Below are 21,644 nucleotides of genomic sequence, written 5' to 3' on the forward strand. Positions count from 1 at the left end.
GGGCTCCCTAGATCTCCCGCGGCCACAGCCAGGCCGCGCCGCGCACGCCGGAGCTGTCGCCGTGGATGGCCTTGCGGACCGGCGTCTCGAAGACGTCGGAGAAGACGTGCGGGGCGATGGCGGCCTGAAGGCGATCATAGAGCGCGTCGACGTTCGACATGCCGCCGCCCAGCACGATGACGTCAGGATCGATCAGGTCGCAAACCACGGCCAGGGCCCGGCCGAGCCGGTCGACATAACGATCCAGCGCCGCGGCGGCGGAAGCGTCGCCGGCGGCCATCGCCTCCATCGTCGCCTGGCCGTTGGGGAAGCCGGCGTCGCGGGCGAAGCTGGGACCCGCGATCCAGGTCTCGAGGCACCCCTTGCGCCCGCACCAGCAGTCGGGGCCGGGATATTCCTCGGGCTTGGGCCAGGGCAGGGGCGAGTGGCCCCATTCGCCGGCGACGCCGTTGCGGCCGTCGATGATCTTGCCGTCGACGACCACGCCGCCGCCGCAGCCGGTGCCCAGGATGGCGGCGAAGACCACGCCTTCGCCCGCGCCGGCGCCATCGGCCGCCTCGGACAGGGCCAGGCAGTTGGCGTCGTTGGTCAGGCGCACGGGGCGGGCCAGGCGCTGCTCCAGGTCCTCGCCGAACCGCTGGCCGTTCAGATAGACGCTATTGGCGTTGCGGATCAGGCCGGTGCGGGGCGAGATCGAGCCGGGAATACCCAGGCCCAGGCGCGCGCAGGACGCGCCGGCCATCGCCTCGGCGTCGGCCACCAGCTCGGCGACGACATCGAGCGCGGCCTTATACTCACCCGGATTGGGCTTGCGCACGCGCGCGACAAAGGCCCCGGACTCGTCGATGGCGGCGGCCTCGATCTTGGTGCCGCCGAAATCGATGCCAAAACGGATCATGCGAACAGACGCTCCTCGATGGCCGTCTTCAGGAGAGGCCATTCGTCGATACGGACATGGCGGTCGGGCGCCGATGGGGCGAGGGGGCGCAAGCGCTCGTCGCTGACCATCTGGAAGCGTCCAACCGTGGGCGCCCTTTCCGCCACCGATTCCAGCTGCGGTAAAAGATCGTCGATGAAGACGACGGGCCCCGAGGTGCGCGCCGCAAGCTCCGCGGCCGCCGGCCCCTTGGGGCCCGTGTTGATGATCAGGGGGTAGTCGAAGCCGTGGGTCTTCAGCCATTGGGCGCGGGACAGGCGTCCATGTTCAGGCGCGTTGGTCAGGATCACCACCTCGGCGCGGGTCGAAAGATCGGCCAGGGCGTCGGCCGCGCCCATGGCGGGCGGGAGATCCCCGGCGCCGTCGCGGAAGAAATCGTCGAACAAGGCCTTGCCCGCGATCAGATCGAGGTGTTCGGTCTCTCCTGGGCGATAGATATTTTGGAACAAGGCGAACCGATCCACCCGCAGCTCGAAGCCGTATCGCGAAATGAAGGCGCCGAAGCCGAACATGAACTGGGCCAGAACCTCATCGACATCGACGATGACCAGCGGCGCCGCGGGACTGATGGGGCAGGCCTGAAGATCGGTAAGGCGCGGTTTCATGGGCTCTTGGCGGTCGGTCTAAAAGCGATTAGCGGGCGCTTAAGGATATTTGTGCGAACAACTTCTGGAAGGTGGCGCGAATCCGCAGGCGTCGCCACATGACCGTACGGTCGGGGTAAGGATGACGAAGAAGGTCCTCATCGTGGAGGATAACGAGCTGAACATGAAGCTCTTTCATGATCTGCTCGAGGCCCAGGGTTACGAGACCCTGCAGACCCGCGAGGGTCTGTCGGCGCTGTCCATCGCCCGCGACAACAAGCCAGACCTGATCCTGATGGACATCCAGCTGCCGGAGATCTCGGGCCTGGAAGTCACCAAGTGGCTGAAGGAAGACGAGGAGCTGGCCCATATTCCGGTGGTCGCCGTCACCGCCTTCGCCATGAAGGGCGACGAGGAGCGCATCCGCGAAGGCGGCTGCGAGGCCTATATCTCCAAGCCGATTTCGGTGGTTCACTTCCTCGAAACGATCAAGCGCCTGCTGGAAAGGCAGCCTGCATGAGCGCCCGGATCCTCGTCGTCGATGACATCGAGGCCAATGTCCGCCTGCTGGAAGCCAAGCTGGCGGCCGAATACTATGAAGTTTCCACCGCCATGGACGGCCAGACGGCCCTCGACATGGCCCAGCGCGATCCGCCCGACATCATCCTGCTGGACGTCATGATGCCCGGCCTCGACGGCTTCACCGTCTGCCGCAAACTCAAGGAAGATCCCGCCACCCGCCACATCCCGGTGGTGATGATCACCGCCCTCGACGGTCGCGCGGACCGGATCCAGGGGCTGGAGGCCGGAGCCTCCGACTTTCTCACCAAGCCGATCGACGACGTCATGCTGTTCGCCCGCGTGCGCAGCCTGACGCGCTTCAAGCTGGTCATCGACGAACTTCGCCAACGCGAGGCCTCGGGCCGCCGCATCGGCGTGATCGCCGGCGCCGCCGCGCGCCTGGACGGCCTGGGCGGCCGGGTTCTGGTCGTCGACGACAACGAACGCCAGGCCGAGCGCCTGGCCGGCGAACTGGCCGCCGATCACCGTCCCGTGGTCGAGACCGATCCCGAGACGGCCCGGGTCAGCGCCAGCGGTCCGGTCGATCTCGTCATCGTCAACGCCGCGGCCAAGGGCTTCGACGGCCTGCGCTTCACCGCCGCCCTACGCTCGGACGAGCGCACCCGCCACCTGCCGGTCCTGGCCCTGGTCGATCCCGATGACCGCGCCCGCATGGTCAAGGCGCTGGAGATCGGGGTGAACGACATCCTGACCCGTCCGGTGGACCCCCAGGAACTGGCCGCCCGCGCCAAGACCCAGATCCAGCGCAAGCGCTACACCGACTATCTGCGCAACAACCTGGACCACTCGCTGGAGCTGGCCGTCACCGACCAGCTGACCGGCCTGCACAACCGCCGCTACATGGTGGGCCAGTTGGAGACGCTGGTTCGCCGCGCGGCGATGGGCGGGGACGAGGTCTCGGCGCTGCTGATTGACATCGACCACTTCAAGAAGATCAACGACACCTTCGGCCACGACATCGGCGACGAGGTGCTGCGCGAGTTCGCCCTGCGCCTGGCCTCGAACGTGCGCGCCATCGACCTGCCGTGCCGCTACGGCGGCGAGGAGTTCACGGTGATCATGCCCGAGACGCGCATGGCCGACGCCCTGCGCATCGCCGAGCGGATCCGCAAGCACGTCTCGGCCTCGCCGTTCAAGGTCGCCAATGGCGATGAGATGCTGAACGTCACGGTCTCGGTCGGCGTCTCGGCCACCGGCGGCCCCGGGGACACCCCCGAAGCCCTGCTCAAGCGCGCCGACGAGGGCGTCTACGAGGCCAAGGCCTCGGGGCGCAACACGGTGGTCGGCAAGGCCGCCTGAGGCGCGCCGGCGCCTCGCCTCCGGGCGGGCCAGCGACATTTCAGCTCTGAAACCCTTCCGTCCTTGCACGGATGAACCATTCGGGCGAAATCGCTCGAATGAAGACGATGCTTACCTGCGGCGCGCTCGCCGCCGCCGTTCTCGCGACCGGTTTCGCCGCTCAAGCCGCCGCCCAGGCCAAGCCGGACCCCAAGCTGGTGGTCGTGATCTCGGTCGATCAGTTCAGCGCCAATCTCTACGCCCAGCACCGGCCCGAGTTCGTCGGCGGCCTGGCGACGCTGAGCCAGGGGATCGTCTATCCCAACGGCTACCAGTCGCACGCCTTCACCGAGACCTGCCCCGGCCACTCGACCCTGCTGACGGGCAAGCATCCCAACAAGACCGGCATCAGCGCCAACGACTGGTACGATCGCGCCACGGGCAAGACGGTCTACTGCCTGGCCGATCCGACCGTGACCCTGGCCGATGATCCCAAGGGCAGGGCGGTTTCGCCCGCCAACATGGTCGCCACGACCTATGGCGACTGGCTGAAGGCCGTGTCGCCGGGCAGCCGCGTGTTCGGCGTCTCGGGCAAGGATCGCGGCGCGATCACCATGTCTGGCCACAAGGCCGACGGCCAGTTCTGGTACCAACCCGGCTTTGGCTTCACGACCTGGGTCGCGCCGGGCCAGAGCGCCCAGGAGCGCCTCAAGCCGGTCGCGGCGTTCAACGCCAAGCTGGCGGCGGACCTCAAGGCCCATCCGTTCACCTGGGACTACGCCAAGGCCTCGGCCAAGCGCTGCAAGGCGCTGGAGGCCGACTACCAGACCGGCGGCCGCCAGTGGCGCGCGGCCCTGCCGATCCCGGCGGCGACCAGCGACGCCGACAAGCTGCGTGACCTCTACGCCAGCCCCTATGCCGACCAGGCGACCCTGGAGCTGGCTCAACGTTTGAGGGAGAGCTACGCCCTGGGCGACGGCCCCCAGGTCGATCTGCTGACGGTCAGCCTGTCGGCGACCGATTTCATCGGCCATCGCTACGGCACGCGCGGCCCGGAGATGTGCGACCAAATCGCGCGTCTGGACGAGCGGTTGGGCGTCTTCTTGAAGAGCCTGGATAAGGTCAAGGGGGGCGTCTTGGTGGTGCTGACCGCCGACCACGGCGGCGCCGACTTCGCCGAGCGCCTGCACGACGAGGGCTATGATTTCGAGCGGGTGATCGGCAAGCCGTGGGTCGCCAAGCTGAACGCCCAGCTGCGATCCGACCTGGGCCTTGCCTGGGATCCGCTGGTCGCCGACGGCGGCATCGACCAGATCTACGTCGTCGGCCCCGATCGCAAGACGCCGTCGCTGGCCGATCGCGCCCGCGTCACCGCCGCGGCCCTGGCCCTGATCAACCGCGACCCCAGCGTTGCGCAGGCCTTTGATTCCAATGCGATCTTCACGATGGAGGCCGCTCCGGCCGACGCCTCGCCCGAGGAGCTTTCGATCGCCGAACGGGTCCGCCGCAGCGCCTATCCGGGCCGTGTCGGTGACATCCTGATCGCCTTCAAGCCCGATCGCGTTCCGGCCACCGCGGGCGCGACCTATGTCTCGACGCACGGTAGTCCTTGGGACTATGATCGTCGCGTGCCGATCCTTTTCTGGTGGAAGGGCGCGGCCCCGCGCGAGCGCGTTCTGCCGCTCGACACGGTCGATATCGCCCCCACCTTGGCGGCGGCGACGGGCCTGAAGCCGCCCGCGGATATCGACGGCGTCTGCCGCCCCCTGGTCCTCGGCGAGAAATGCTAAGCATTGTTTAGTGCGCTTTCTTAGCTTTTCGCACACCTTCATCGCGCATCCTCCCCGATACATCCTATGGGAGTGTGGGGATGATGAAGTCGAAGATCAGTTTTAGAAAGCGCGCGCCGACCGGTCGCTGGTTGCTTCTGGGTCTGGCGATTTGCTCGGTTCTCTTCTTGGTCGGTGGGGCGACCTTCGACCAGCCCGCCAGCGGGTTTTCCAACCTGGCGATGATCGGCGCGTTCGTCGCCGTCTGCGTCGGGCCGATCCTGCTGGCCCTGACGCTGCTCTGGGGTAGCTTCACGTTGCTGCGCTGGGTGTGGACGGGCTGAGGGGCCCTCCGCTCTCGACAAGCGACCAATAAAAAACGCCCGGCTAGCGATAGCCGGGCGTTTTCGTGTCTCAGCGCTGAAGAGCGATCTTACTTGATCTTGCCTTCGCGGAATTCGACGTGCTTGCGGACGACCGGATCGTACTTCTTCAGCACCATCTTTTCGGTCTTGGTGCGGGCGTTCTTCTTGGTGACGTAGAAGAAGCCGGTGTCCGCCGTCGAGTTCAGGCGGATCTTGATAGAAGCCGGTTTGGCCATGGTCGAATCCCTGCGGTGGTCGCGCAGGTTCCCGCGCGCTGGAAATAAGAGGCGCGGAACATACTCATCGGAGACTCAAAGTCAATTGCCGGCCGCGCAACGTCGGTAAGGAAAGTCCGCCGAACGGGCCTGTCCGCCGACCGAGCCCTCGATCCTCGCCACCAGGGTGTCCTTGTCGACCAGACGGTAGAGAATCCGCTGGGGAAAGTCGTGCAGGGGGTTTTCGAAGGCGACGGTGTTGTCGCCGATCTCTTTCATCGGAAACGCGCCCTCGGCCTGGCCGGAGGGAATCGCCACGAACTGCAGCTTGCCGTCGGCGGCGGGCAAGATGCGCATGAACTCATATTCGCGCAGCGCGCCGTCGCGCACGGTGCGGCTCATGCCCAGCATCGCCCCGCCGGCTGGCGCGAGCCACTGCTCCTCGATCTTCGCGCCGCTGGGTCGCGTCAGCGTCCAGCAGCCGGCGATGAAGGCCAGGCGGTCGATCTCGGCCGCCGGGGCGGGCGGCGTCGCGGCCAAGGCCAGGACGAGAGCCGAAGCGATCATGAAATGCTCCTTCCCGAGGGGGCTTATAGGTGGGTCAAGCGCCGCTGGCCGTTCAGGAAGCGCATGAACGGCGCGGGCCGTCCAGCCTCGGCCAGCCTTTGGCCCACCTCGTGGACCACGAAGCGGGTGATGTTGGGCAGATCCAGCGCCATGGCCTCCTCGAAATCCACCCAGGCGATCTCGTCCAGCTCGCCGCAGTCGGGGCGGCGGTCCAACGACAGCAAGGCCTCGGCGGGGGCCATGAAGAATCGGGCGTCGAAGCGGCGCGGGCGATAGGGCGGCGTGATGGCCCGCGCCACGAAGCTCAGCGGCGCGAGGTCGGGCAGGGCGCCTTGGGCCAGGAACGGCCGCCAGGGGCCGGCGCCGGGGCGCTCTGGCGCGGCCTGGGCCAGCAGGAGCCCGGTCTCCTCGAAGGTCTCCCGGACCGCCGCCAGGGCCAGGGCGCGGGCCAGGCGCGCCGGCTTGGGGTGGCGGGGGTCTAGCTCGAGACGCGCGGCGACCTCGGGCGCGAGCTCGTTGGCGCTGGGTGCGTCGTAGTCGGTCCGATCGACCCGGCCGCCGGGGAACACCCACTTGTCGGGCATGAAGGCGTGGCCGTGATTCCTTCGGCCCATCAGCAGGCGCGGCCGAGGGCCATCGGTGCGGACGATGATCAGGGTGGCCGCGTGCTTAGGCTTCAGCGCCGCGCCGGTCTCGCGCACGGCGCCGTCGTTGATCGTGTCGAATTTCGCGTCGATCGGCGGCAGGCTCATGGGCGGAGGTTAGACGGTTTGCCTCGGTGGGAAAGGCGGACGTTGGGTCAATCACAACCTTATCGTTCAATTCGCCTTCCTAGGCCTTGCGCCTAGGACCCAGCGTTCAGTCGCCTAAGCGCTGGCTGGTGTGCGCCGACACGAGCGAAGCCCTCCGTTCAAGCCCAGTCAGTTGATGCATGGGTCCTCGCCACTAGGGCGAGGAAGGCGGAGTTTTGGATGTGTTGAAGGTGTCCAGCTTGACCCTCCGCCGCGACCCGTCCCAAGCTCGCGCCTCAATTCAGAGGGGCTCTGCGATGATCGGACGGATTTCCACCCTGGCGCTGGCCGCTGGCCTGGCGCTTGGCGCGCCGGCGATGGCCGCGCCCACGCCGGGCCAGGTGGCGGCGGCGGCCAAGGCGGTCCAGCCCAAGGTCGTGGCCTGGCGACGCGACATTCACGAGCATCCGGAATTGGGCAATCAGGAGGTCCGGACCGCGGCCCTGGTCGCCAAGGAGCTCAAGGCGCTGGGCCTGGAGGTCCGCGAGAACGTCGGCAAGACTGGCGTGGTCGGGATCCTGCGCGGCGGCAAGCCGGGCAAGGTCGTGGCCCTGCGCGCCGACATGGACGCCCTGCCGGTCGCCGAAAAGACCGGGCTGCCGTTCGCCTCCAAGGCCACCGCGACCTGGGAAGGCAAGACGGTGCCGGTGATGCACGCCTGCGGCCACGACACCCACGTCGCCATGCTGCTGGGGACCGCCACGGTCCTGGCCGGCATGAAGAAGGACATCAAGGGGACGGTGGTCTTCGTGTTCCAGCCGGCCGAGGAGGGGCCCCAGGCCGGCGAGGAAGGCGGCGCCAAGCTGATGATCCAGGACGGGGCGCTGGACAATCCCAAGGTCGACGCGATGTTCGGCGTCCATATCGGCCCCGGCGACGCCCACCAGCTGAACTATCGACCGGAAGGCTTCTACGCGGGCGCCGATCGTCTGACGATCACGGTGAAGGGCCGCCAGACGCACGGCGCGCGTCCCTGGGCGGGCGTCGACATGGCCAGCGTCGCGGCCGACATCATCCAGGCGATCAACCAGATCGCCGCGCGCCAGGTCGACGTCGGCGTCCAGCCCTCGGTCGTCACCGTCGCGACCATCAACATGGGCCTGCGCCAGAACATCATTCCCGAAGACCTGAAGATGGAAGGGACGATGCGGACCTTCTCGCCGGCGCGGAAGGTCGACCTGATCGCCAAGGTCCAGAAGGCCGTCGCCGCCATCGGTGACCGCTACGGCGCCAAGGCCGAGGCGGTGTTCAGCCAACCTTATCCGGTCACCTACAACAATCCCGAGCTGTCGAAGTGGGTGAAGGCCAGCCTGCTGAAGGCCTCGGCCAAGGTCGACGACAACGCGCCGCTGGTGACGGGCGCGGAGGACTTCTCGCTCTACGCCGAGAAGGTCCCGGCGGTGTTCGTCCAGCTGGGTGGCCGCAAGGCCGACGTGCCGGCCGCCACGGCGCCCGCCAACCACTCGCCCTATTTCGACGTCGACGAGGCGGTGTTCGAGACCGGTGTGAAGGCGGAAGCGTTCATGGCGCTGGACTATCTGGCGAAGAAGTAGCTTGAAGCACCGCGCTCCGCGTTCGCCGGGGCGGGATCAAAATTAAGCCCTATTGAGGCCGTCAGAAGCACTCGCCTTCTTGGCCTTCGAAGGGAAGACGATGGCCCAACTCTACGCTTTCGCGCTGTCGCTGGCGCTGATTTTCGCCGCCGTGATGATCCACTATCAGGCGTTGCGTTTGCTGTCCGTCGGCCAGGCCTCGCCCAGGCTGTCGCGCCAGCTGAAGATCTTGCTGGTTATCTTCGGCCTGATCGTCGCGCACGTCCTGGAAGCCGGATTGTTCGCCGGCGGCTACTGGGTCGGTGATCGTGTCCTGGGCCTGGGCGCGTTCGTGGGCGTTCCGGCCATGACCGCCAGCCAGCTGTTCTTCTTCTCGATCGAGACCTTCACCACTCAAGGCGTCGGCGACGTCTATCCGGTCGGCGCGCTGCGTCTGATCGCCAGCCTCGAACCCTTGGCCGGCCTGATCCTGATCGGCTGGTCCGGCTCGTTCACCTTCTTGGCCATGGGGCTGGACTGGCGGCTCGAGCGGAAAACCACGGAGCCATCCGGCGAATAGCCTCCTCGACCTCGGCCGTGGACACCGCGAAGCTGAAGCGGATGAAGTGGTGGCCCTCGACCGGGTCGAAGTCGACGCCGGGCGCGGTGCAGACGCCGGTGTCGCGCAGCAGGTCCTTGCAGAAGGTCAGCGAGTCGTTGGTCAGGTGGCCGATGTCGGCCCAGATGTAGAAGGCCCCGTCGGGCGGAGCGATCCGCTGGAGGCCCAGCGCCGGCAGCGCCTCCAGCATCAGCTCGCGATTGCGGCGATAGACCTCGATGTGGCCTTCCAGCTCGTCGATGCAATCCATGGCCGCCAGACCCGCGTGCTGGGCCAGGGAGGGGGCGGTCAGGAACAGGTTGCCGACATAGGCGCGGGCCCGATCCAGGTCCTCGCCCTTGGGCGTCAGCAGCCAGCCCAGGCGCCAGCCGGCCATGCTGAAGTACTTGCTGAAGCTGTTGACGATCAGGGCGTCGGGCGCGAACTCCAGCATCGAGGGCGTGCGGCCCGTGTAGCTGAGGCCGTGATAGATCTCGTCGCTGATGATCCGGATGCCGCGCTCGCGACAGACGCGCGCGATGGCTTCCAATTCCTCGGGCGCGATGATCGTGCCGGTCGGATTGGCGGGACTGGCGACGATCACGCCGGCGGGGGCGGGATCCAACCGCGCCAGATACTGGGCGGTCAGCTGGAAGCGGTCTTCCGGACCGCAGGCGATCTCGACGGGCTCAAGGTGCAGCGCCTTGATGGTGTTGCGATAGGCGACATAGCCGGGGCGGGCGATGGCGATGCGATCGCCGGGCTGGAACACGCTGGATAGCGCCAGGACGAGGGCCGGCGAGGCCCCGCAGGTCAGGACGATCCGCTCGGGCTCGACCGTGACGCCGTAGAGCGTCTGGTAGCGCTGGGCGATCTTCTCGCGCAGCAGCGGGCTTTCCCAATAGCCCATGGCCTCGGCGTCGAGGATCTCGTGCGCCTTGGCGATCGCCTTGCTGGGCGCGCCCGTCGAGGGCTGGCCAAACTCCATGTGGATGATGGAGCGGCCCTGCATCTTCAGCTCATGGGCCAACCGGCTGATGGCGATGGCGTGGAAGGGTTCGATCTCGGCGCGCATGGTCGCGGTTTAGCGGGGTTTGACGCGGCGCGCATCCCACATAGAACGGGGCATGCTCTCTCTGCTGCTCGCCGCCGCCATCGTCCAGACCCCGCTGCCGCTGAACATCGGCGGGAGGGTCGCGCCAGCGCCCGGCGGGGCTTACGCGTTCGGCTGGCCGGGCGTCTATTTCGAGGGGCGCTTCAGCGGCCCCTCCGTCGAGGTGGCGGTCGATACGGGCGTGGAGCACCTGGCCGTCAGCGTCGACGGCGTGCGCAAGGCCGAGCTCATCAAGTCCGGCGAAACGCGGCTGAAGCTCGACCGCCTGGGCCCGGGCGAACATGTCGTGCGCGTCGACAAGCTGACCGAGAGCCAGACCGGCTCGGCGCGGTTCGAGGGCTTCTTCGTGGGACGCGAGGGCCGGGCGCTGCCGGCGCCCGCGCGGCCGCGCCGCATCGAGTTCATCGGCGACTCCTACACCGTCGCCTACGGCGTCCGCTCGACGACCCGCGACTGCACCGAGCAACAGGTCCACGACCTGACGGACACCAGTCTGTCGTTCGCTCCTGACCTGGCCGCCCGGCTCGACGCCGACTACCGGATCGAAGCCTTCTCGGGACGCGGCGTCGTGCGCAACTACAACGGTCTGGCGCCCGGGGAGCCGCTGCCGGCGTTGTTCCCGCGCCTGATCCCGGGCCAGGCCGAGCCGCGCATCGCCGCGAATGATCCCTGGAAGCCGGAAATCGTGGTGATCGGCCTTGGCACCAACGACTTTTCGACCTCGCTGCGCGCGGGCGAGGCCTGGGCGGACGAGGCGGCCCTGCGCAAGGACTATCGCGAGGCCTACGTCGCCTTCGTCGAGGGGCTGAAGGCCAGCCGCCCGGGCGCGCGCTTTTTCCTGATCCAGGGCGACACCTTCGTCGACGACGTCGCCGAGGTCGCCGCCCGCGCGGGCGCGACGGCGGTGCGGATCACGGGCATGGAGCGGACCGCGTGCCACTCGCACCCGTCAGCGGCCGATCAGAAGATGATGGCCGATCGGCTGGAGGCGGCGATCCTGGAGAACTAGTTCCTCCCCCGCTTCGCGGGGGAGGTGGCCCAGAGGGCCGGAGGGGGCGAGCGCCTCCGATGCCGCGTTAGCCCCCTCAGTCGCTCCGCGACAGCTCCCCCGCATCGCGGGGGAGCATCTATCCGCCGCGCTACCGCCGCTTCCCGCGCCGGACGCCCTTCGGCAGGCCGCCGCGTGGTTTCACCGCCGCTTGCCGCCGCGCGCCGAGCCTCGGGCGGGGCGCCTTCGGATCCGGCGGCAGCGGGTCGCTGAGCATCTCGAACAGCAGGCCGCCGGTCACCGGCGTCGCCTCGACCAGCTTGACCTCGACGCCCATGCCCAGCGGCCAGCGCTTGCCGGTCCGCTCGCCGACCAGGGCGTGCATCTTGTCGTCGTGGATGAAGAACTCCTGGCCCAGGGTCGAGACCGGCACGAGGCCGTCCGCGCCGGTGTCGGCCAGCTTGATGAACAGGCCAAAGCGGGTGACGCCGGTGATCCGACCCTCGAAGGTCGCGCCCACGCGGTCGGCCAGGAAGGCGGCGATGTAGCGGTCGGTGGCGTCGCGCTCGGCGGCCATGGCGCGGCGCTCGGCGTGGGTGATGACCTCGGCCGTGTCCTTGATCTGGGCGATGTCCTGGTCGGTGAGGCCATCCGTCCCCAGGCCCAGGGCGCGGATCAACCCCCGGTGGACGATCAGGTCGGCGTAGCGGCGGATCGGGCTGGTGAAGTGGGCGTACTTGGCCAGGTTCAGGCCGAAGTGGCCGATGTTGTCGGCGCTGTAGTGGGCCTGCATCTGGGTGCGCAGGACCACCTCGTTGATGATCGCCGCGTTCGGGCTCTCGCGGGTCTCTTCCAGCAGCTTGTTGAAGCGCGAGGTTTGCGGCGCCTCGCCCTTGCTCCAGCGGATTTCGAGCGTCTGCAGGAAGTCGGCGAGGTTCTGCACCTTCTCCAGGCTGGGCGTGTCGTGCACCCGGTAGATCAGGGGCGAGCGCTTGGCTTCCAGGCTCTCGGCGGCGCAGACATTGGCCTGCACCATCATCTCCTCGATCAGCTTGTGGGCTTCGAGGGAGGCGCGCTTGGTGATCGAGGCGATCTCGCCCTCGCGGATGATGATCCGGCGCTCATCGCTCTCGATGGCCAGCGGCGAGCGGGCCTCGCGGCCGATCTTCATCGTGTGATAGGCGGCCCACAGGGGCTTCAGGATCGGGTCCAGCAGGGGGCCGGTCTTGTCGTCGGGCTGACCGTCGATGGCGGCCTGGGCCTGCTCGTAGGAGAGCTTGGCGGCCGAGCGCATCAGGCCGCGCACGAACTTGTGGCCCTTCTTGCGGCCCGACTTGTCGAACACCATCCGCACGGCCAGCGTGGCGCGGTTCTCGCCCTCGCGCAGCGAGCACAGGCCGTTCGACAGGGTCTCGGGCAGCATCGGCTCGACGCGGTCGGGGAAGTAGACGCTGTTGCCCTTCTCGCGGGCGTCGCGGTCCAGGGCCGAGCCCGGGCGAACGTAAGCCGCGACGTCGGCGATGGCGACCCAAACGATCCAGCCGCCCACGTTGGTGGCGTCGGGATCGGGGTGGGCGTAGACGGCGTCGTCGTGGTCGCGCGCGTCCACCGGGTCGATGGTCACGAACGGCAGGTCGCGCAGGTCATCGCGCCCCGACAGCGTCGGTTCGACGGCGGCCTTGGCCTCGCGTTCGGCCTCTTCGGAGAAGCCGGTCGGGATGCCGTGGCTGTGGATGGCGATCAGCGACGCGGCGCGGGGATCATTCTCGGTCCCGACCACCTCCAGCACCTTGCCGGGCTTGGGGCCGTAGCGGCCGCCATGCGTGCCGACCTGGGCGACGACGAGGTCGCCGTCCTTGTACTCGTGGGCGACGCTAGGATCGAGGACCAGGCTCTCCTTGGACTTGCGATCGACCGGCTCGACGCGGACCTCGCGGCGGTGCTTGCGGATCACGCCCAGGATCTTGTGCGCGCTCTGGCCCAGCTTCTTGATCAGCTTGGCCTCGAACTCGCCGCTCTCCAGGCGTTCGAAGCGAACCAGCAGGCGGTCGCCCAGCCCCGGCGCGCCGGCGGCGGCCTCGCCCTTGGTCGGCGCGAGACGGACATTGGGGACATCGTCGTCGGACTTGGTGAGCTTGACGTAGAGCTCGCCGTCGCCGTCGCGCTCGACCACGTCGGCCACCCCGACCGGGGGCAGGGAGCCGGCTTCCGCGAAGCCTTTACGACCGCGCTTGGCCAAGGCGCCTTGCGCCTCAAGCTCGCGGATCATCTCGCGCAGGGCCCGGCGGTCGGCGCCCTTGAGCCCGAAGTGGCGGGCGATATCGGCCTTCCCCGTCTCGCCGGCGTCGCGCAGGAACGCCAGCAGCGTCTCGCGGTCCGGCAGTCCGGCGGCGGGCTTGGGCTTGAAGGTTTTGGGCGGGCGACGTTTAGCCATGCCCTGCCTTAACGCGTTCGGCGGACTTAGGGAAACACGAGGTGGGGCGCTGAGCGCCTAGTACAGATCCTCGATCGACTTCGGCGGCGCCGGCTCGGCCGGCTTGGGCGCGGCCTCGGGCGTGGGCGTTGTCGCGACGGGCGGGGCCTCGATCACCGGCGCCGGAGCGTCCTGTTCCGGAGTCTCGACTTCGACGGCCTTGGGCTTGGGCGCTTCCACGGGCGGCGGCTCGTAGGCGAGGGCGGGGGCGGCGTCCTTGACCGGGACGCCGGAGACCTCGGCCAGCGGCTGGGTGGACGTGGTCGCGCCGCCGCGATCGATCTTCATCGCTTTGGTCAGGCCGAAGGCGAAGCCGCCGACGCAGCACAGGACCAGCGCCGTCAACACGACATTCAGCGGCAGGGGACGTTCCAGCGTCGTCATCCGCGCAATCTACTCTCGTCCAAACCGGCTGAACAGGCTCAGGCCTCGTCGTCCCACGGCGCGGCGCCGTCGTCCGAGGCGGTGGTCGCCTTGGCCTTGGCTTTCGGAGCGGCCTTCTTGGCGGTCGGCTTCTTAGCCGCCGTCTTCTTGGCCGGCTTGTCGCCTTCCGCCTTGGGCGCGGCCTTGGCCTTGGAGGCCGCGGCCTTCTTCGCCGGCTTCTTGCCGCCGCCCTTGGCCGCGCGTTCGGCGATCAGGGCCAGCGCTTCCTCGAGCGTGATCGCGGCCGGGTCCTTGCCCTTGGGCACGTTGGCGTTGGTGTCGCCGTGCTTGATGTAGGGGCCAAAGCGGCCCGACAGCACGCGGATCGGCTTGCCGTCCTCGGGGTGGTTACCGAGTTCCGCCAAGGCCGCCGCGGTCCCGCGTTGCGGACGACCGCCGCCGGCGCGCTTGTCGGCCAGGATGGCGACGGCGCGGTTCAGGCCGACGTCGAACACCTCGTCGGCGTTCTCCAGGTTCGCGTAGGTGCCGTCGTGCAGCACGAACGGCCCAAAGCGCCCCAGGCCCGCCGTGATGACCTTGCCGTCGTCCGGGTGCTTGCCGACTTCGCGCGGCAGCGAGAGCAGGCGCAGCGCCTTCTCCAGGTCGATGGCCGAGGCGATCCAGCCCTTGGGCAGGGACGAGCGCTTGGGCTTGTCGCCCTCGGCCGCCAGCTCCTCGACATAGGGGCCAAAGCGGCCGTTCTTCAGCCACACGGCGCGGCCGGTCGCCGGATTGACGCCGAGCTCCTTGTCGGCGCTCTCGGCCTCGCCGTCGCCTTCGGAGACGCCCAGCTGACGGGTGTAGCGGCACTCCGGATAGTTCGAGCAGCCGATGAAGGCGCCGAACTTGCCGGTCTTCAAGGACAGTTGCCCCGTGCCGCAGGTCGGGCACAGGCGCGGGTTGGAGCCATCGCCCTTGTCGGGGAAGATGTGCGGGCCCAGGGCCTCGTTCAGGGCGTCCAGGACGTTCGTGGTGCGCAGCTCGGCGATCTCGCCGACGGCCGCGTGGAAGTCCTTCCAGAAGTCGCGCAGGAACTGCTTCCAGTCCAGCTTGCCGTCCGAAACCAGGTCCAGCTGCTCTTCGAGGGCGGCCGTGAAGTCGTACTCGACATAGCGCTTAAAGAACTGCTCCAGGAACGCGGTGACCAGGCGGCCCTTGTCCTCGGGGATGAAGCGCTGCTTCTCCATGCGGACATATTCGCGGTCGCGCAGCACGCCCAGCACCGAGGCGTAGGTCGACGGACGGCCGATGCCCAGCTCTTCCATCTTCTTGACGAGGCTGGCTTCGGAGTAGCGCGGCGGCGGTTCGGTGAAGTGCTGGTCGGCGCGGGCCTCGCGGACCTGGGCGGGCGAGCCTTCGATGATGGCGGGCAGGCGGGCGCTGTCCTCGTCGCCCTCGTCATCGCGGCCTTCCTCATAGACGGCGAGGTAGCCGGGGAACTGCACGACCTGACCCGTGGCGCGCAGGCCGGTCTTGCCGTCGGCGCTCTCCAGATCGACCGTGGTGCGCTCGATGCGGGCGCTTTCCATCTGCGAGGCGATCGTGCGCTTCCAGATCAGCTCGTACAGGCGGCCCAGCTCAGGATCCAGGCGCAGGGAGCCGGGGTTCCGGCCCAGGCTGGTCGGACGGATGGCTTCGTGGGCCTCCTGGGCGTTCTTGGCCTTGGACTTGTAGAGGCGCGGGACGTCCGGGACGTATTCCTTGCCATAGACCTTGCCGATCACGTCGCGGGCTTCGGTGATCGCTTCGGGCGCCATCGAGACGCCGTCGGTCCGCATATAGGTGATGAGACCCACGGTCTCGCCGCCGATATCGACGCCCTCGTACAGCTTCTGGGCCGCCTGCATGGTGCGCTGGGCGCTGAAGCCCAGCTTGCGGGCGGCTTCCTGCTGCAGGGTCGAGGTGGTGAAGGGCGGGGCGGGCGAGCGCTTGCCGGGCTTCTTCTCGACGGCCTCGACCTTGAAGACGGCGGCCTGCACGGCGGCCTTGGCGGCCAGGGCCGAGGTCTCGTTGCCCAGGTCGAACTTGGTGAGCTTCTTGCCCTCGTGCTTGACGAGGCGCGCCAGGAACGGGTCCGAGCCGGCCGAGACGTCGGCCTCGACGGTCCAGTACTCCTGGGTCCTGAAGCGCTCGATCTCAAGCTCGCGGTCGACGACCAGACGCAGGGCGACCGATTGCACGCGGCCGGCCGAGCGGCTGCCGGGCAGCTTGCGCCACAGCACGGGCGAGAGGGTAAAGCCGACCAGATAGTCGAGGGCGCGGCGGGCCAGGTAGGCCTCGACCAGCTCCATGTCGAGATCGCGCGGGGCCTTCATGGCCTCGGTGACGGCGGTCTTGGTGATGGCGTTGAAGGTGACGCGTTGGACCGACTTGTCCTTCAGCGCCTTCTTCTTGTTCAGCACTTCCAGCACGTGCCAGCTGATCGCTTCGCCTTCGCGATCCGGGTCGGTGGCCAGAATCAGGCGGTCGGCCTTCTTCAGGGCGTCGACGATGTCGCTGACGCGTTTGGAGGCCTTGGCGTCGACTTCCCAGCTCATGGCGAAGTCGTTGTCGGGCTCCACCGAGCCATCCTTGGACGGCAGGTCGCGGATGTGACCGTAGGAAGCGAGAACCGTGTAGTCGGACCCGAGGTACTTGTTGATGGTCTTGGCCTTGGCCGGGCTCTCGACGACGACGACGTTCATTCTAACTCTGGGCTGGAAGGCGGATCGCCCGGGAGGCGAGCGCCGGGGAAAGTGGGGCCCGCTTGGGGGTCTGTCAACGCGGGCTCTGCCGAACGGCCGCGCTTTGAGTCGCTGGTAGCCGCTTGTTAAGACGCTTGTGCGAGTTTTATCGCCTGGTTTTGTGACTGCTCGCCGATGGACCTGACCGTCAACAGGATCGCCACCGAGGCCTATGTCTCGCCGATCCGCCCGATCAAGCCCGTGACCTCGAACGCTGATCGCGCGCAAATCGCCGATCAGCTGAAGGAAGCCGTGCGCGCCGCGCCGGCCGCGGGGACGGGGCTGCTGGTGGATCTCAGCGTCTGAGCCATCCTGGCTGTCGCCGCGGAGCGGCGTTTTACTGACATCCCAGAGAGCGGACGGATCGAAGGTCGGCGATGGGTGGTGAGCCGACACTCGCTGCGATAGCTTGGCCGCATGGAGCATCCGAAACAGACGCTTTTCGGCATAGGGCTTACAGTTCTGGTACTGCTGTTCGTCACGGTCGCGTCACCAATAATCGACCGCCATCTCGCAGAATCGCACCTCGAAGCGGAGGGGTTCCGCGCAGTCGAACTTGATTGGACTTACAGCAGCGGCCGCTGCCTCAAGGGGCGAAGAACATTCGCTCTCGATGCAATTCGGGCGGATGGACATCACGTCGTCGGCTTCGTCTGCGCTGGACACTTCTGGCCGGCCATCACGCATGTGACAGACGATCTCGACGCGCGCGCTACGTCGATGGGGGCCTCGACGGAAAGCGAACTATCAGAACGTCACTAGAGGGTCGTGAGCCGACGTCGCTCTCTTAAGCTCGACCATTCGCCCACTTCCTGACGCGGACGCGTGGTCCACAGAACCTTGGGCCGGCGCTTCGGTCCGTGGCGTGGCGAGCAGATGGCGCACTGGAGACGACGTGGCGGGAAGGGCGCGGCCCTGGTCGTGAGCCTGGCCGCGCACGCCGCGGCCGTGGCGGTGTTGCTGGCCGCCCATGTGACGCCCACGCCGCCCGAACCGCCGTCCGTCATGGTGACGCTGGTCGATCCGCCGCCCCCTCCGCCGCCACCGCCCCCTCCACCGCCGCCCGCGCCGCACGAGGCCCCCAAGTCGCCGGTGAAGGCGCCGAAGAAGCCGCCATCGCCCGAAAAGCCCAAGGACACCGCCAGGGCCGCGCCGCGCTCTCCGCTCCGCGTGACCAAGGCGCCGATCCCCAAGGACGTGACGCCGCTGCCGGCCAGCCCCAAGCCCGCGCCGGCTCGGGTGATGGGTCTGGGGGAGTCCGAGTTGATGGGCGCGGCGACGGCGGGATCGGGCGCGGGCGGCGGCGGAGGGGGGGCGGGGTGCGACATGGTTCGCCTCCTGCAGGAGGGCCTGCGCAAGAACCCCAGGGCCCGGGCTTCCCTGATGCGCGCCCACGCGGCCACCGTGAACGCTGGCCGCGCGCCCCTGGTCTGGAGCGGCGATTGGGTTCGCACGGACGGCGAGGAGGGCGACGGTCTGTCGGGCCTGCGCGAGATGATCATGATGGAGGTCGCTTTCGCGCCCGCCGCCTGCCGCGCCGAGCCGATGCGGGGTCTCGTCCTGATCTCGCTGAACGACGGCCCCGGCGCGGCCCGCTTCGCCTTGGGCGGCGGCCACTGGCAGTGGTCGGACTTGCTGTTCGCGAAGGGCGCGCGGCGAGGCGGCTAGAGCCGTTCTGGGTTGGAGCGGGGCGAAGGTCGACGGTGCTCCGGCGAAGGATCGGCTAGCCTTTTCGCCTCATCACGTAGAGGCGGCCCGGCGTGGTGTCGGTCGCGTCGCGGCGCAGCGAGATCTCCGCGTGGTCGAAAAGGTCGAACCAGGGGGCGCTGGCCTGGCGAACATAGGCCTCGCCATGCGCGTAGCGGGCCGAGGGGAGCAGCGTCCAGCCCTCCTCGCCGCGTTCCGTGCTGACGGCCAATACGCCGCCAGGCGGCAGGGCGCTGGCCGCCGCCGCGAACAGCGGGGCCAGGTCGCCGAAATAGACCAGCACGTCGGCCGAGAAGATCAGGTCGAAGCCCGCTGGAGCCCGGCCTAGAAAATCAATCGCCTCGGCCTGGACGAGTTGATCGTAGTCGCCACGCTCGGCCGCTCGGGCCAGCATGCCGCTCGAAAGATCGACTCCGGTGATCCGGCCCTGAAAACGGCGCAGATGCGGTCCGGCCAGGCCCGTGCCGCAGCCCAGGTCCAGGATGCGCGCGAACCGGTCGCCATGCGCGGCCACCTTGTCGGCCAACAGCGCTGGCGCGTCGTAGCCGAGGTTGTCGACCAACTGCTCGTCGAAGCGGTCCGCGAAGTTGTCGAACAGGGCCTCGACATAGTCCGACGGCGCGCGATCGATGTCCTGTTCGGTCAGGACGCGGCGCTCATGCCCCTGGATCGGGTCGTCGACGGTGTGCTCCGCCAGCCAGTCTCCCAGCGTGCGAGCGGCCGCGAGTCGCTTGAACGCGACGAGGATGGAGAACCCCTCGCGGATCACGGTCGTGGGGTCTTCCGCGAGGGGACCGGCGATCCGCCCATACACCGCCAAGGCCGCGTCCGCGGTCGAGGTCTCCGCCGCCGCGTAGGCGGCCGCGCGGGCCCAGGTTAGGACGGCGCCGTCCCCCAGAGGCTCGCCGACGGTCTCGAAGGTGGCCGCCGCGCCAGCGAAGTCGCCGGTCATGTAACGAGCCTGCGCCAGGCAGTTGCGCCACAGCGGCTCGACGTCCGGGGTCGCCACGGCGCGGTTCAGGACCTCGGCCGCCTCGGGGAAGCGCCGGGCGTTCATCAGGGTCACGCCCAGGCTGAACAACACCGGCCCCTCGTCGGGGCGCGCCGCCAGCACGGCTTGAAAGTCGGACACCGCGGCGTCGAAACGCCCCTCGGCGGTGGCGGCCATCGCGCGATCGAAGGTTTCTTGCAGGGTGCTCAATTAGGCCGCTCCGTGTCGGCCCTTTATGGCCGCGCCACCAGCCCGCCGTCCACAAACTCCGCCCGGCCCGCCAAGCTCAACTCCACCAGGGCCGCCATGACCGCCGAGGTCGGGGCCGCGACGGCGCGGATCAGGTCGTTGCGGGGGACCGGCGTCGGCGAAAGCAGGGCGGCGACGCGCTCGCGCAGGGCGTCGGGGTCGATGTCGGCCGGCGGCTCGCCGTCATAGGCGCGGTCGTGCTCGCGCAGCCGGGCCTCGCCGGCGAGTGATCGCAACACGTCCTCCGCGCCCTCGCACAGGATCGCGCCCTGGCGGATCAGGTCGTTCGTGCCCTTCGAGCGCGGATCGAGCGGCGATCCGGGCACGGCGAAGACGTCGCGGCCCTGCTCGGCGGCCAGGCGCGCGGTGATCAGCGAGCCGGACTTCAGCTCGGCCTCGACCACGACGACGCCCAGCGACAGGCCCGAGATAATCCGGTTGCGGCGCGGGAAGTCCTTGGCCTGGGCGCGGCGGTCCGGGGCGCTCTCGGAGACGACGCAGCCCTCGGCGGCGAGGCGGGCGTGCAGCTTGTCGTGCTCTGGCGGATAGATGTCGCCGACCCCGCCGCCTAGCACGGCCACGGTTCCGGTGGTCAGGGAGCCCTCGTGCGCCGCGCCGTCGATGCCGCGCGCCATGCCCGACACCACGACATAGCCGGCGGTTCCGAGGTCCGTCGCCAAATGGCGGGCGAAGCGTTGGCCGGCGGCCGAGGCGATGCGCGCCCCGACGATGGCGATGGACGGTTCGGACAGCAGCTCGGCGCGGCCAAGCGCCCACAATACCGGCGGAGGCGGATCGAGCGCCGCCAGACGCGGCGGAAAGTCGGGCTCGCGGCCGCAGATCAGGCGCGCGCCCAGTTTCTCGCCCGCTTCGAGCTCGCGTTCGATCGCCTCGCGCGGCGGCAGGGTCAGCGGGACCGCGCGGCCGCCCTTGCGGGAGAGGTCGGGCAGGGCCGACAGGGCTCGCTCGGGCGTGCCGTAACGGGCCAGCAGGTGGTCGAAGGCGACGGGGCCGACCGTCTCGGTGCGCGCCAGGCGAAGCCAGCCAGGCGCTGGATGTCCGAGAGCCGGCCGACGGTCACGGCGCCTCGGCGGGCGCCGGCTCGGCCGGCTTCTTCTTGCCGATCTTCGGTTCCTCGCCCTTGAGCAGGCGCGCGATGTTCTCGCGGTGACGGATGAAGATCAGGATGGCCATGAAGATCGCCAGGCCCAGGATCGGACGCGGTTGATCGGTGGCGATGGCGAAGGGAGCGGCCAGGACGGCCGCGGTCAGGGCGGCCAGCGAACTGATCCGGAAGATGGCGGCCATGGCCAGCCAGGTGATGGCGGCCAGCGCGCCGACCGGCCAGGCGGCGCTGAGCAGCACGCCGTAGAAGGTGGCCACGCCCTTGCCGCCCTTGAACTTCAGCCACACCGGGAACAGGTGGCCCAGGAACGCCGCGCCGCCGGCCAGGGCGATCACCATGGGATTTCCGTGGGTCAGGTAACGGGCCAGCAGCACAGCCACCACGCCCTTGCCGGCGTCGCCCAGCAGGGTGATCAGGGCCAGGTCCTTGCGGCCCGAGCGCAGCACGTTGGTCGCGCCGATGTTGCCGGAACCGATCTGGCGGATATCGCCCGCGCCGCCGAGACGGGTGGCGATCAGGCCAAACGGGATCGACCCCAGCAGATAGCCGCCGACGACGGCGATCGCGAGAGTCAGATAAACGGCAGAGGCGAGACTTTCCACGTTTTCTACCTTAGAGAGAGTTTTGTGCGA

Annotated in this window: 21 protein-coding genes and 1 pseudogene; 10 read left to right on the forward strand and 12 right to left on the reverse strand. The window is 68.7% G+C overall.

From position 1 onward, the window contains the following. Nucleotides 1-7 precede the first annotated feature (7 nt). Entirely contained in the window at nucleotides 8-898 is an 891-nt protein-coding gene (locus tag J2728_RS17290) for an ROK family protein (RefSeq protein ID WP_310001139.1), read from the reverse strand. Then, nucleotides 895-1,542: a hypothetical protein gene (locus J2728_RS17295; RefSeq protein ID WP_310001141.1), complete on the reverse strand. Its 648-nt coding sequence runs from the start codon at nucleotides 1,540-1,542 to the stop codon at nucleotides 895-897. The genes J2728_RS17290 and J2728_RS17295 overlap by 4 nt, the downstream gene beginning before the upstream one ends. 121 nt (nucleotides 1,543-1,663) lie before the next feature. On the opposite strand from J2728_RS17295, the gene divK reads away from it, so the two are divergent. From divK to J2728_RS17315, 4 genes are all read left to right on the forward strand, one after another. Further along, the gene (gene divK / locus J2728_RS17300; RefSeq protein ID WP_013079896.1) at nucleotides 1,664-2,041 is read left to right on the forward strand and encodes a cell-cycle response regulator DivK; all 378 of its coding nucleotides are present in this window, start codon (nucleotides 1,664-1,666) and stop codon (nucleotides 2,039-2,041) included. Continuing rightward, nucleotides 2,038-3,402 carry a PleD family two-component system response regulator gene (locus J2728_RS17305; RefSeq protein WP_310001142.1) on the forward strand — a complete coding sequence of 455 codons (1,365 nt, stop codon included), beginning with the start codon at nucleotides 2,038-2,040 and terminating at the stop codon, nucleotides 3,400-3,402. Before divK ends, J2728_RS17305 begins: the two co-directional genes overlap by 4 nt. 107 nt (nucleotides 3,403-3,509) lie before the next feature. Beyond that, nucleotides 3,510-5,171 (forward strand): alkaline phosphatase PhoY, encoded by a 1,662-nt coding sequence (gene phoY, locus J2728_RS17310; protein WP_310001221.1) that lies wholly within the window; start codon nucleotides 3,510-3,512, stop codon nucleotides 5,169-5,171. A gap of 80 nt (nucleotides 5,172-5,251) precedes the next feature. Beyond that, nucleotides 5,252-5,494 carry a hypothetical protein gene (locus J2728_RS17315; RefSeq protein ID WP_310001143.1) on the forward strand — a complete coding sequence of 81 codons (243 nt, stop codon included), beginning with the start codon at nucleotides 5,252-5,254 and terminating at the stop codon, nucleotides 5,492-5,494. 89 nt (nucleotides 5,495-5,583) lie between these two features. Here the strand turns inward: J2728_RS17315 and rpmG are convergent, their stop codons facing one another. From rpmG to J2728_RS17330, 3 genes are all read right to left on the reverse strand, one after another. Next, nucleotides 5,584-5,751, reverse strand: a complete 168-nt coding sequence (rpmG, locus tag J2728_RS17320; RefSeq protein WP_004620056.1) for a 50S ribosomal protein L33 — start codon at nucleotides 5,749-5,751, stop codon at nucleotides 5,584-5,586. An 81-nt stretch (nucleotides 5,752-5,832) separates the two neighbouring features. Beyond that, entirely contained in the window at nucleotides 5,833-6,297 is a 465-nt protein-coding gene (locus J2728_RS17325; RefSeq protein WP_310001153.1) for a DUF6265 family protein, read from the reverse strand. Between the two features lie 23 nt (nucleotides 6,298-6,320). Beyond that, nucleotides 6,321-7,049, reverse strand: coding sequence for an NUDIX hydrolase (locus J2728_RS17330; protein ID WP_310001155.1), 729 nt, complete (start codon nucleotides 7,047-7,049; stop codon nucleotides 6,321-6,323). A gap of 296 nt (nucleotides 7,050-7,345) precedes the next feature. Here J2728_RS17330 and J2728_RS17335 point away from each other — a divergent pair, with 296 nt between their 5' ends. Both J2728_RS17335 and J2728_RS17340 read left to right on the forward strand, forming a co-directional pair. After that, a complete protein-coding gene (locus J2728_RS17335; protein ID WP_310001157.1) occupies nucleotides 7,346-8,641 on the forward strand; it encodes an amidohydrolase in 1,296 nt (431 codons plus the stop codon). 100 nt (nucleotides 8,642-8,741) lie between these two features. Further along, on the forward strand, nucleotides 8,742-9,200 hold the full coding sequence (locus J2728_RS17340) for an ion channel (RefSeq protein ID WP_310001158.1): 459 nt from the start codon (nucleotides 8,742-8,744) through the stop codon (nucleotides 9,198-9,200). Here J2728_RS17340 and J2728_RS17345 read toward each other — a convergent pair. Next, the gene (locus J2728_RS17345; RefSeq protein ID WP_310001159.1) at nucleotides 9,133-10,293 is read right to left on the reverse strand and encodes a pyridoxal phosphate-dependent aminotransferase; all 1,161 of its coding nucleotides are present in this window, start codon (nucleotides 10,291-10,293) and stop codon (nucleotides 9,133-9,135) included. The two genes, J2728_RS17340 and J2728_RS17345, sit on opposite strands and share 68 nt — an antisense overlap. 52 nt (nucleotides 10,294-10,345) lie before the next feature. Here J2728_RS17345 and J2728_RS17350 point away from each other — a divergent pair, with 52 nt between their 5' ends. Next, a complete protein-coding gene (locus tag J2728_RS17350; protein WP_310001161.1) occupies nucleotides 10,346-11,341 on the forward strand; it encodes an SGNH/GDSL hydrolase family protein in 996 nt (331 codons plus the stop codon). A gap of 130 nt (nucleotides 11,342-11,471) precedes the next feature. Here the strand turns inward: J2728_RS17350 and rnr are convergent, their stop codons facing one another. The 3 genes from rnr to topA are packed head-to-tail and all read right to left on the reverse strand — an operon-like array spanning nucleotide 11,472 to nucleotide 16,900. Further along, nucleotides 11,472-13,754 carry a ribonuclease R gene (gene rnr / locus J2728_RS17355; RefSeq protein WP_310001163.1) on the reverse strand — a complete coding sequence of 761 codons (2,283 nt, stop codon included), beginning with the start codon at nucleotides 13,752-13,754 and terminating at the stop codon, nucleotides 11,472-11,474. 57 nt (nucleotides 13,755-13,811) lie between these two features. Beyond that, the gene (locus J2728_RS17360; RefSeq protein WP_310001166.1) at nucleotides 13,812-14,177 is read right to left on the reverse strand and encodes a hypothetical protein; all 366 of its coding nucleotides are present in this window, start codon (nucleotides 14,175-14,177) and stop codon (nucleotides 13,812-13,814) included. 38 nt (nucleotides 14,178-14,215) lie between these two features. Next, nucleotides 14,216-16,900, reverse strand: a complete 2,685-nt coding sequence (topA, locus tag J2728_RS17365) for a type I DNA topoisomerase (protein WP_310001169.1) — start codon at nucleotides 16,898-16,900, stop codon at nucleotides 14,216-14,218. A 174-nt stretch (nucleotides 16,901-17,074) separates the two neighbouring features. Here topA and J2728_RS17370 point away from each other — a divergent pair, with 174 nt between their 5' ends. The 3 genes from J2728_RS17370 (at nucleotide 17,075) to J2728_RS17380 (ending at nucleotide 18,607) form a co-directional block, all read left to right on the forward strand. Then, nucleotides 17,075-17,245, forward strand: coding sequence for a hypothetical protein (locus J2728_RS17370; RefSeq protein WP_310001171.1), 171 nt, complete (start codon nucleotides 17,075-17,077; stop codon nucleotides 17,243-17,245). Nucleotides 17,246-17,356: 111 nt separating this feature from the next. Further along, nucleotides 17,357-17,701 carry a hypothetical protein gene (locus J2728_RS17375; protein WP_310001172.1) on the forward strand — a complete coding sequence of 115 codons (345 nt, stop codon included), beginning with the start codon at nucleotides 17,357-17,359 and terminating at the stop codon, nucleotides 17,699-17,701. A 114-nt stretch (nucleotides 17,702-17,815) separates the two neighbouring features. Next, nucleotides 17,816-18,607 carry a hypothetical protein gene (locus J2728_RS17380; protein WP_310001222.1) on the forward strand — a complete coding sequence of 264 codons (792 nt, stop codon included), beginning with the start codon at nucleotides 17,816-17,818 and terminating at the stop codon, nucleotides 18,605-18,607. 55 nt (nucleotides 18,608-18,662) lie between these two features. Here the strand turns inward: J2728_RS17380 and J2728_RS17385 are convergent, their stop codons facing one another. From J2728_RS17385 to plsY, 3 genes and pseudogenes are all read right to left on the reverse strand, one after another. After that, entirely contained in the window at nucleotides 18,663-19,847 is a 1,185-nt protein-coding gene (locus tag J2728_RS17385; RefSeq protein ID WP_310001174.1) for a methyltransferase, read from the reverse strand. A 23-nt stretch (nucleotides 19,848-19,870) separates the two neighbouring features. Continuing rightward, nucleotides 19,871-20,967 (reverse strand): annotated as a pseudogene (gene dprA, locus J2728_RS17390) (DNA-processing protein DprA). Further along, on the reverse strand, nucleotides 20,964-21,614 hold the full coding sequence (plsY, locus tag J2728_RS17395) for a glycerol-3-phosphate 1-O-acyltransferase PlsY (RefSeq protein WP_013079877.1): 651 nt from the start codon (nucleotides 21,612-21,614) through the stop codon (nucleotides 20,964-20,966). Before plsY ends, dprA begins: the two are co-directional and overlap by 4 nt. Between the last annotated feature and the right edge of the window lie 30 nt (nucleotides 21,615-21,644).

This window comes from Caulobacter segnis (assembly GCF_031454995.1).
GTDB classification, from domain to species: Bacteria; Pseudomonadota; Alphaproteobacteria; order Caulobacterales; family Caulobacteraceae; genus Caulobacter; species Caulobacter segnis_E.

What these genes read in the sequence shown, in the direction of transcription:
- J2728_RS17370 (WP_310001171.1), top strand. Translation starts at nt 17,075, where the DNA reads ATGGACCTGACCGTCAACAGGATCGCCACCGAGGCCTATGTCTCGCCG.
- rpmG (WP_004620056.1), bottom strand. Translation starts at nt 5,751, where the DNA reads ATGGCCAAACCGGCTTCTATCAAGATCCGCCTGAACTCGACGGCGGAC.
- J2728_RS17380 (WP_310001222.1), top strand. Translation starts at nt 17,816, where the DNA reads ATGGCGCACTGGAGACGACGTGGCGGGAAGGGCGCGGCCCTGGTCGTG.
- rnr (WP_310001163.1), bottom strand. Translation starts at nt 13,754, where the DNA reads ATGGCTAAACGTCGCCCGCCCAAAACCTTCAAGCCCAAGCCCGCCGCC.
- J2728_RS17295 (WP_310001141.1), bottom strand. Translation starts at nt 1,542, where the DNA reads ATGAAACCGCGCCTTACCGATCTTCAGGCCTGCCCCATCAGTCCCGCG.
- J2728_RS17335 (WP_310001157.1), top strand. Translation starts at nt 7,346, where the DNA reads ATGATCGGACGGATTTCCACCCTGGCGCTGGCCGCTGGCCTGGCGCTT.
- phoY (WP_310001221.1), top strand. Translation starts at nt 3,510, where the DNA reads ATGCTTACCTGCGGCGCGCTCGCCGCCGCCGTTCTCGCGACCGGTTTC.
- J2728_RS17350 (WP_310001161.1), top strand. Translation starts at nt 10,346, where the DNA reads ATGCTCTCTCTGCTGCTCGCCGCCGCCATCGTCCAGACCCCGCTGCCG.
- J2728_RS17325 (WP_310001153.1), bottom strand. Translation starts at nt 6,297, where the DNA reads ATGATCGCTTCGGCTCTCGTCCTGGCCTTGGCCGCGACGCCGCCCGCC.
- J2728_RS17290 (WP_310001139.1), bottom strand. Translation starts at nt 898, where the DNA reads ATGATCCGTTTTGGCATCGATTTCGGCGGCACCAAGATCGAGGCCGCC.
- divK (WP_013079896.1), top strand. Translation starts at nt 1,664, where the DNA reads ATGACGAAGAAGGTCCTCATCGTGGAGGATAACGAGCTGAACATGAAG.
- J2728_RS17305 (WP_310001142.1), top strand. Translation starts at nt 2,038, where the DNA reads ATGAGCGCCCGGATCCTCGTCGTCGATGACATCGAGGCCAATGTCCGC.
- J2728_RS17360 (WP_310001166.1), bottom strand. Translation starts at nt 14,177, where the DNA reads ATGACGACGCTGGAACGTCCCCTGCCGCTGAATGTCGTGTTGACGGCG.
- topA (WP_310001169.1), bottom strand. Translation starts at nt 16,900, where the DNA reads ATGAACGTCGTCGTCGTCGAGAGCCCGGCCAAGGCCAAGACCATCAAC.
- J2728_RS17315 (WP_310001143.1), top strand. Translation starts at nt 5,252, where the DNA reads ATGATGAAGTCGAAGATCAGTTTTAGAAAGCGCGCGCCGACCGGTCGC.
- J2728_RS17340 (WP_310001158.1), top strand. Translation starts at nt 8,742, where the DNA reads ATGGCCCAACTCTACGCTTTCGCGCTGTCGCTGGCGCTGATTTTCGCC.
- J2728_RS17345 (WP_310001159.1), bottom strand. Translation starts at nt 10,293, where the DNA reads ATGCGCGCCGAGATCGAACCCTTCCACGCCATCGCCATCAGCCGGTTG.
- J2728_RS17375 (WP_310001172.1), top strand. Translation starts at nt 17,357, where the DNA reads ATGGAGCATCCGAAACAGACGCTTTTCGGCATAGGGCTTACAGTTCTG.
- J2728_RS17330 (WP_310001155.1), bottom strand. Translation starts at nt 7,049, where the DNA reads ATGAGCCTGCCGCCGATCGACGCGAAATTCGACACGATCAACGACGGC.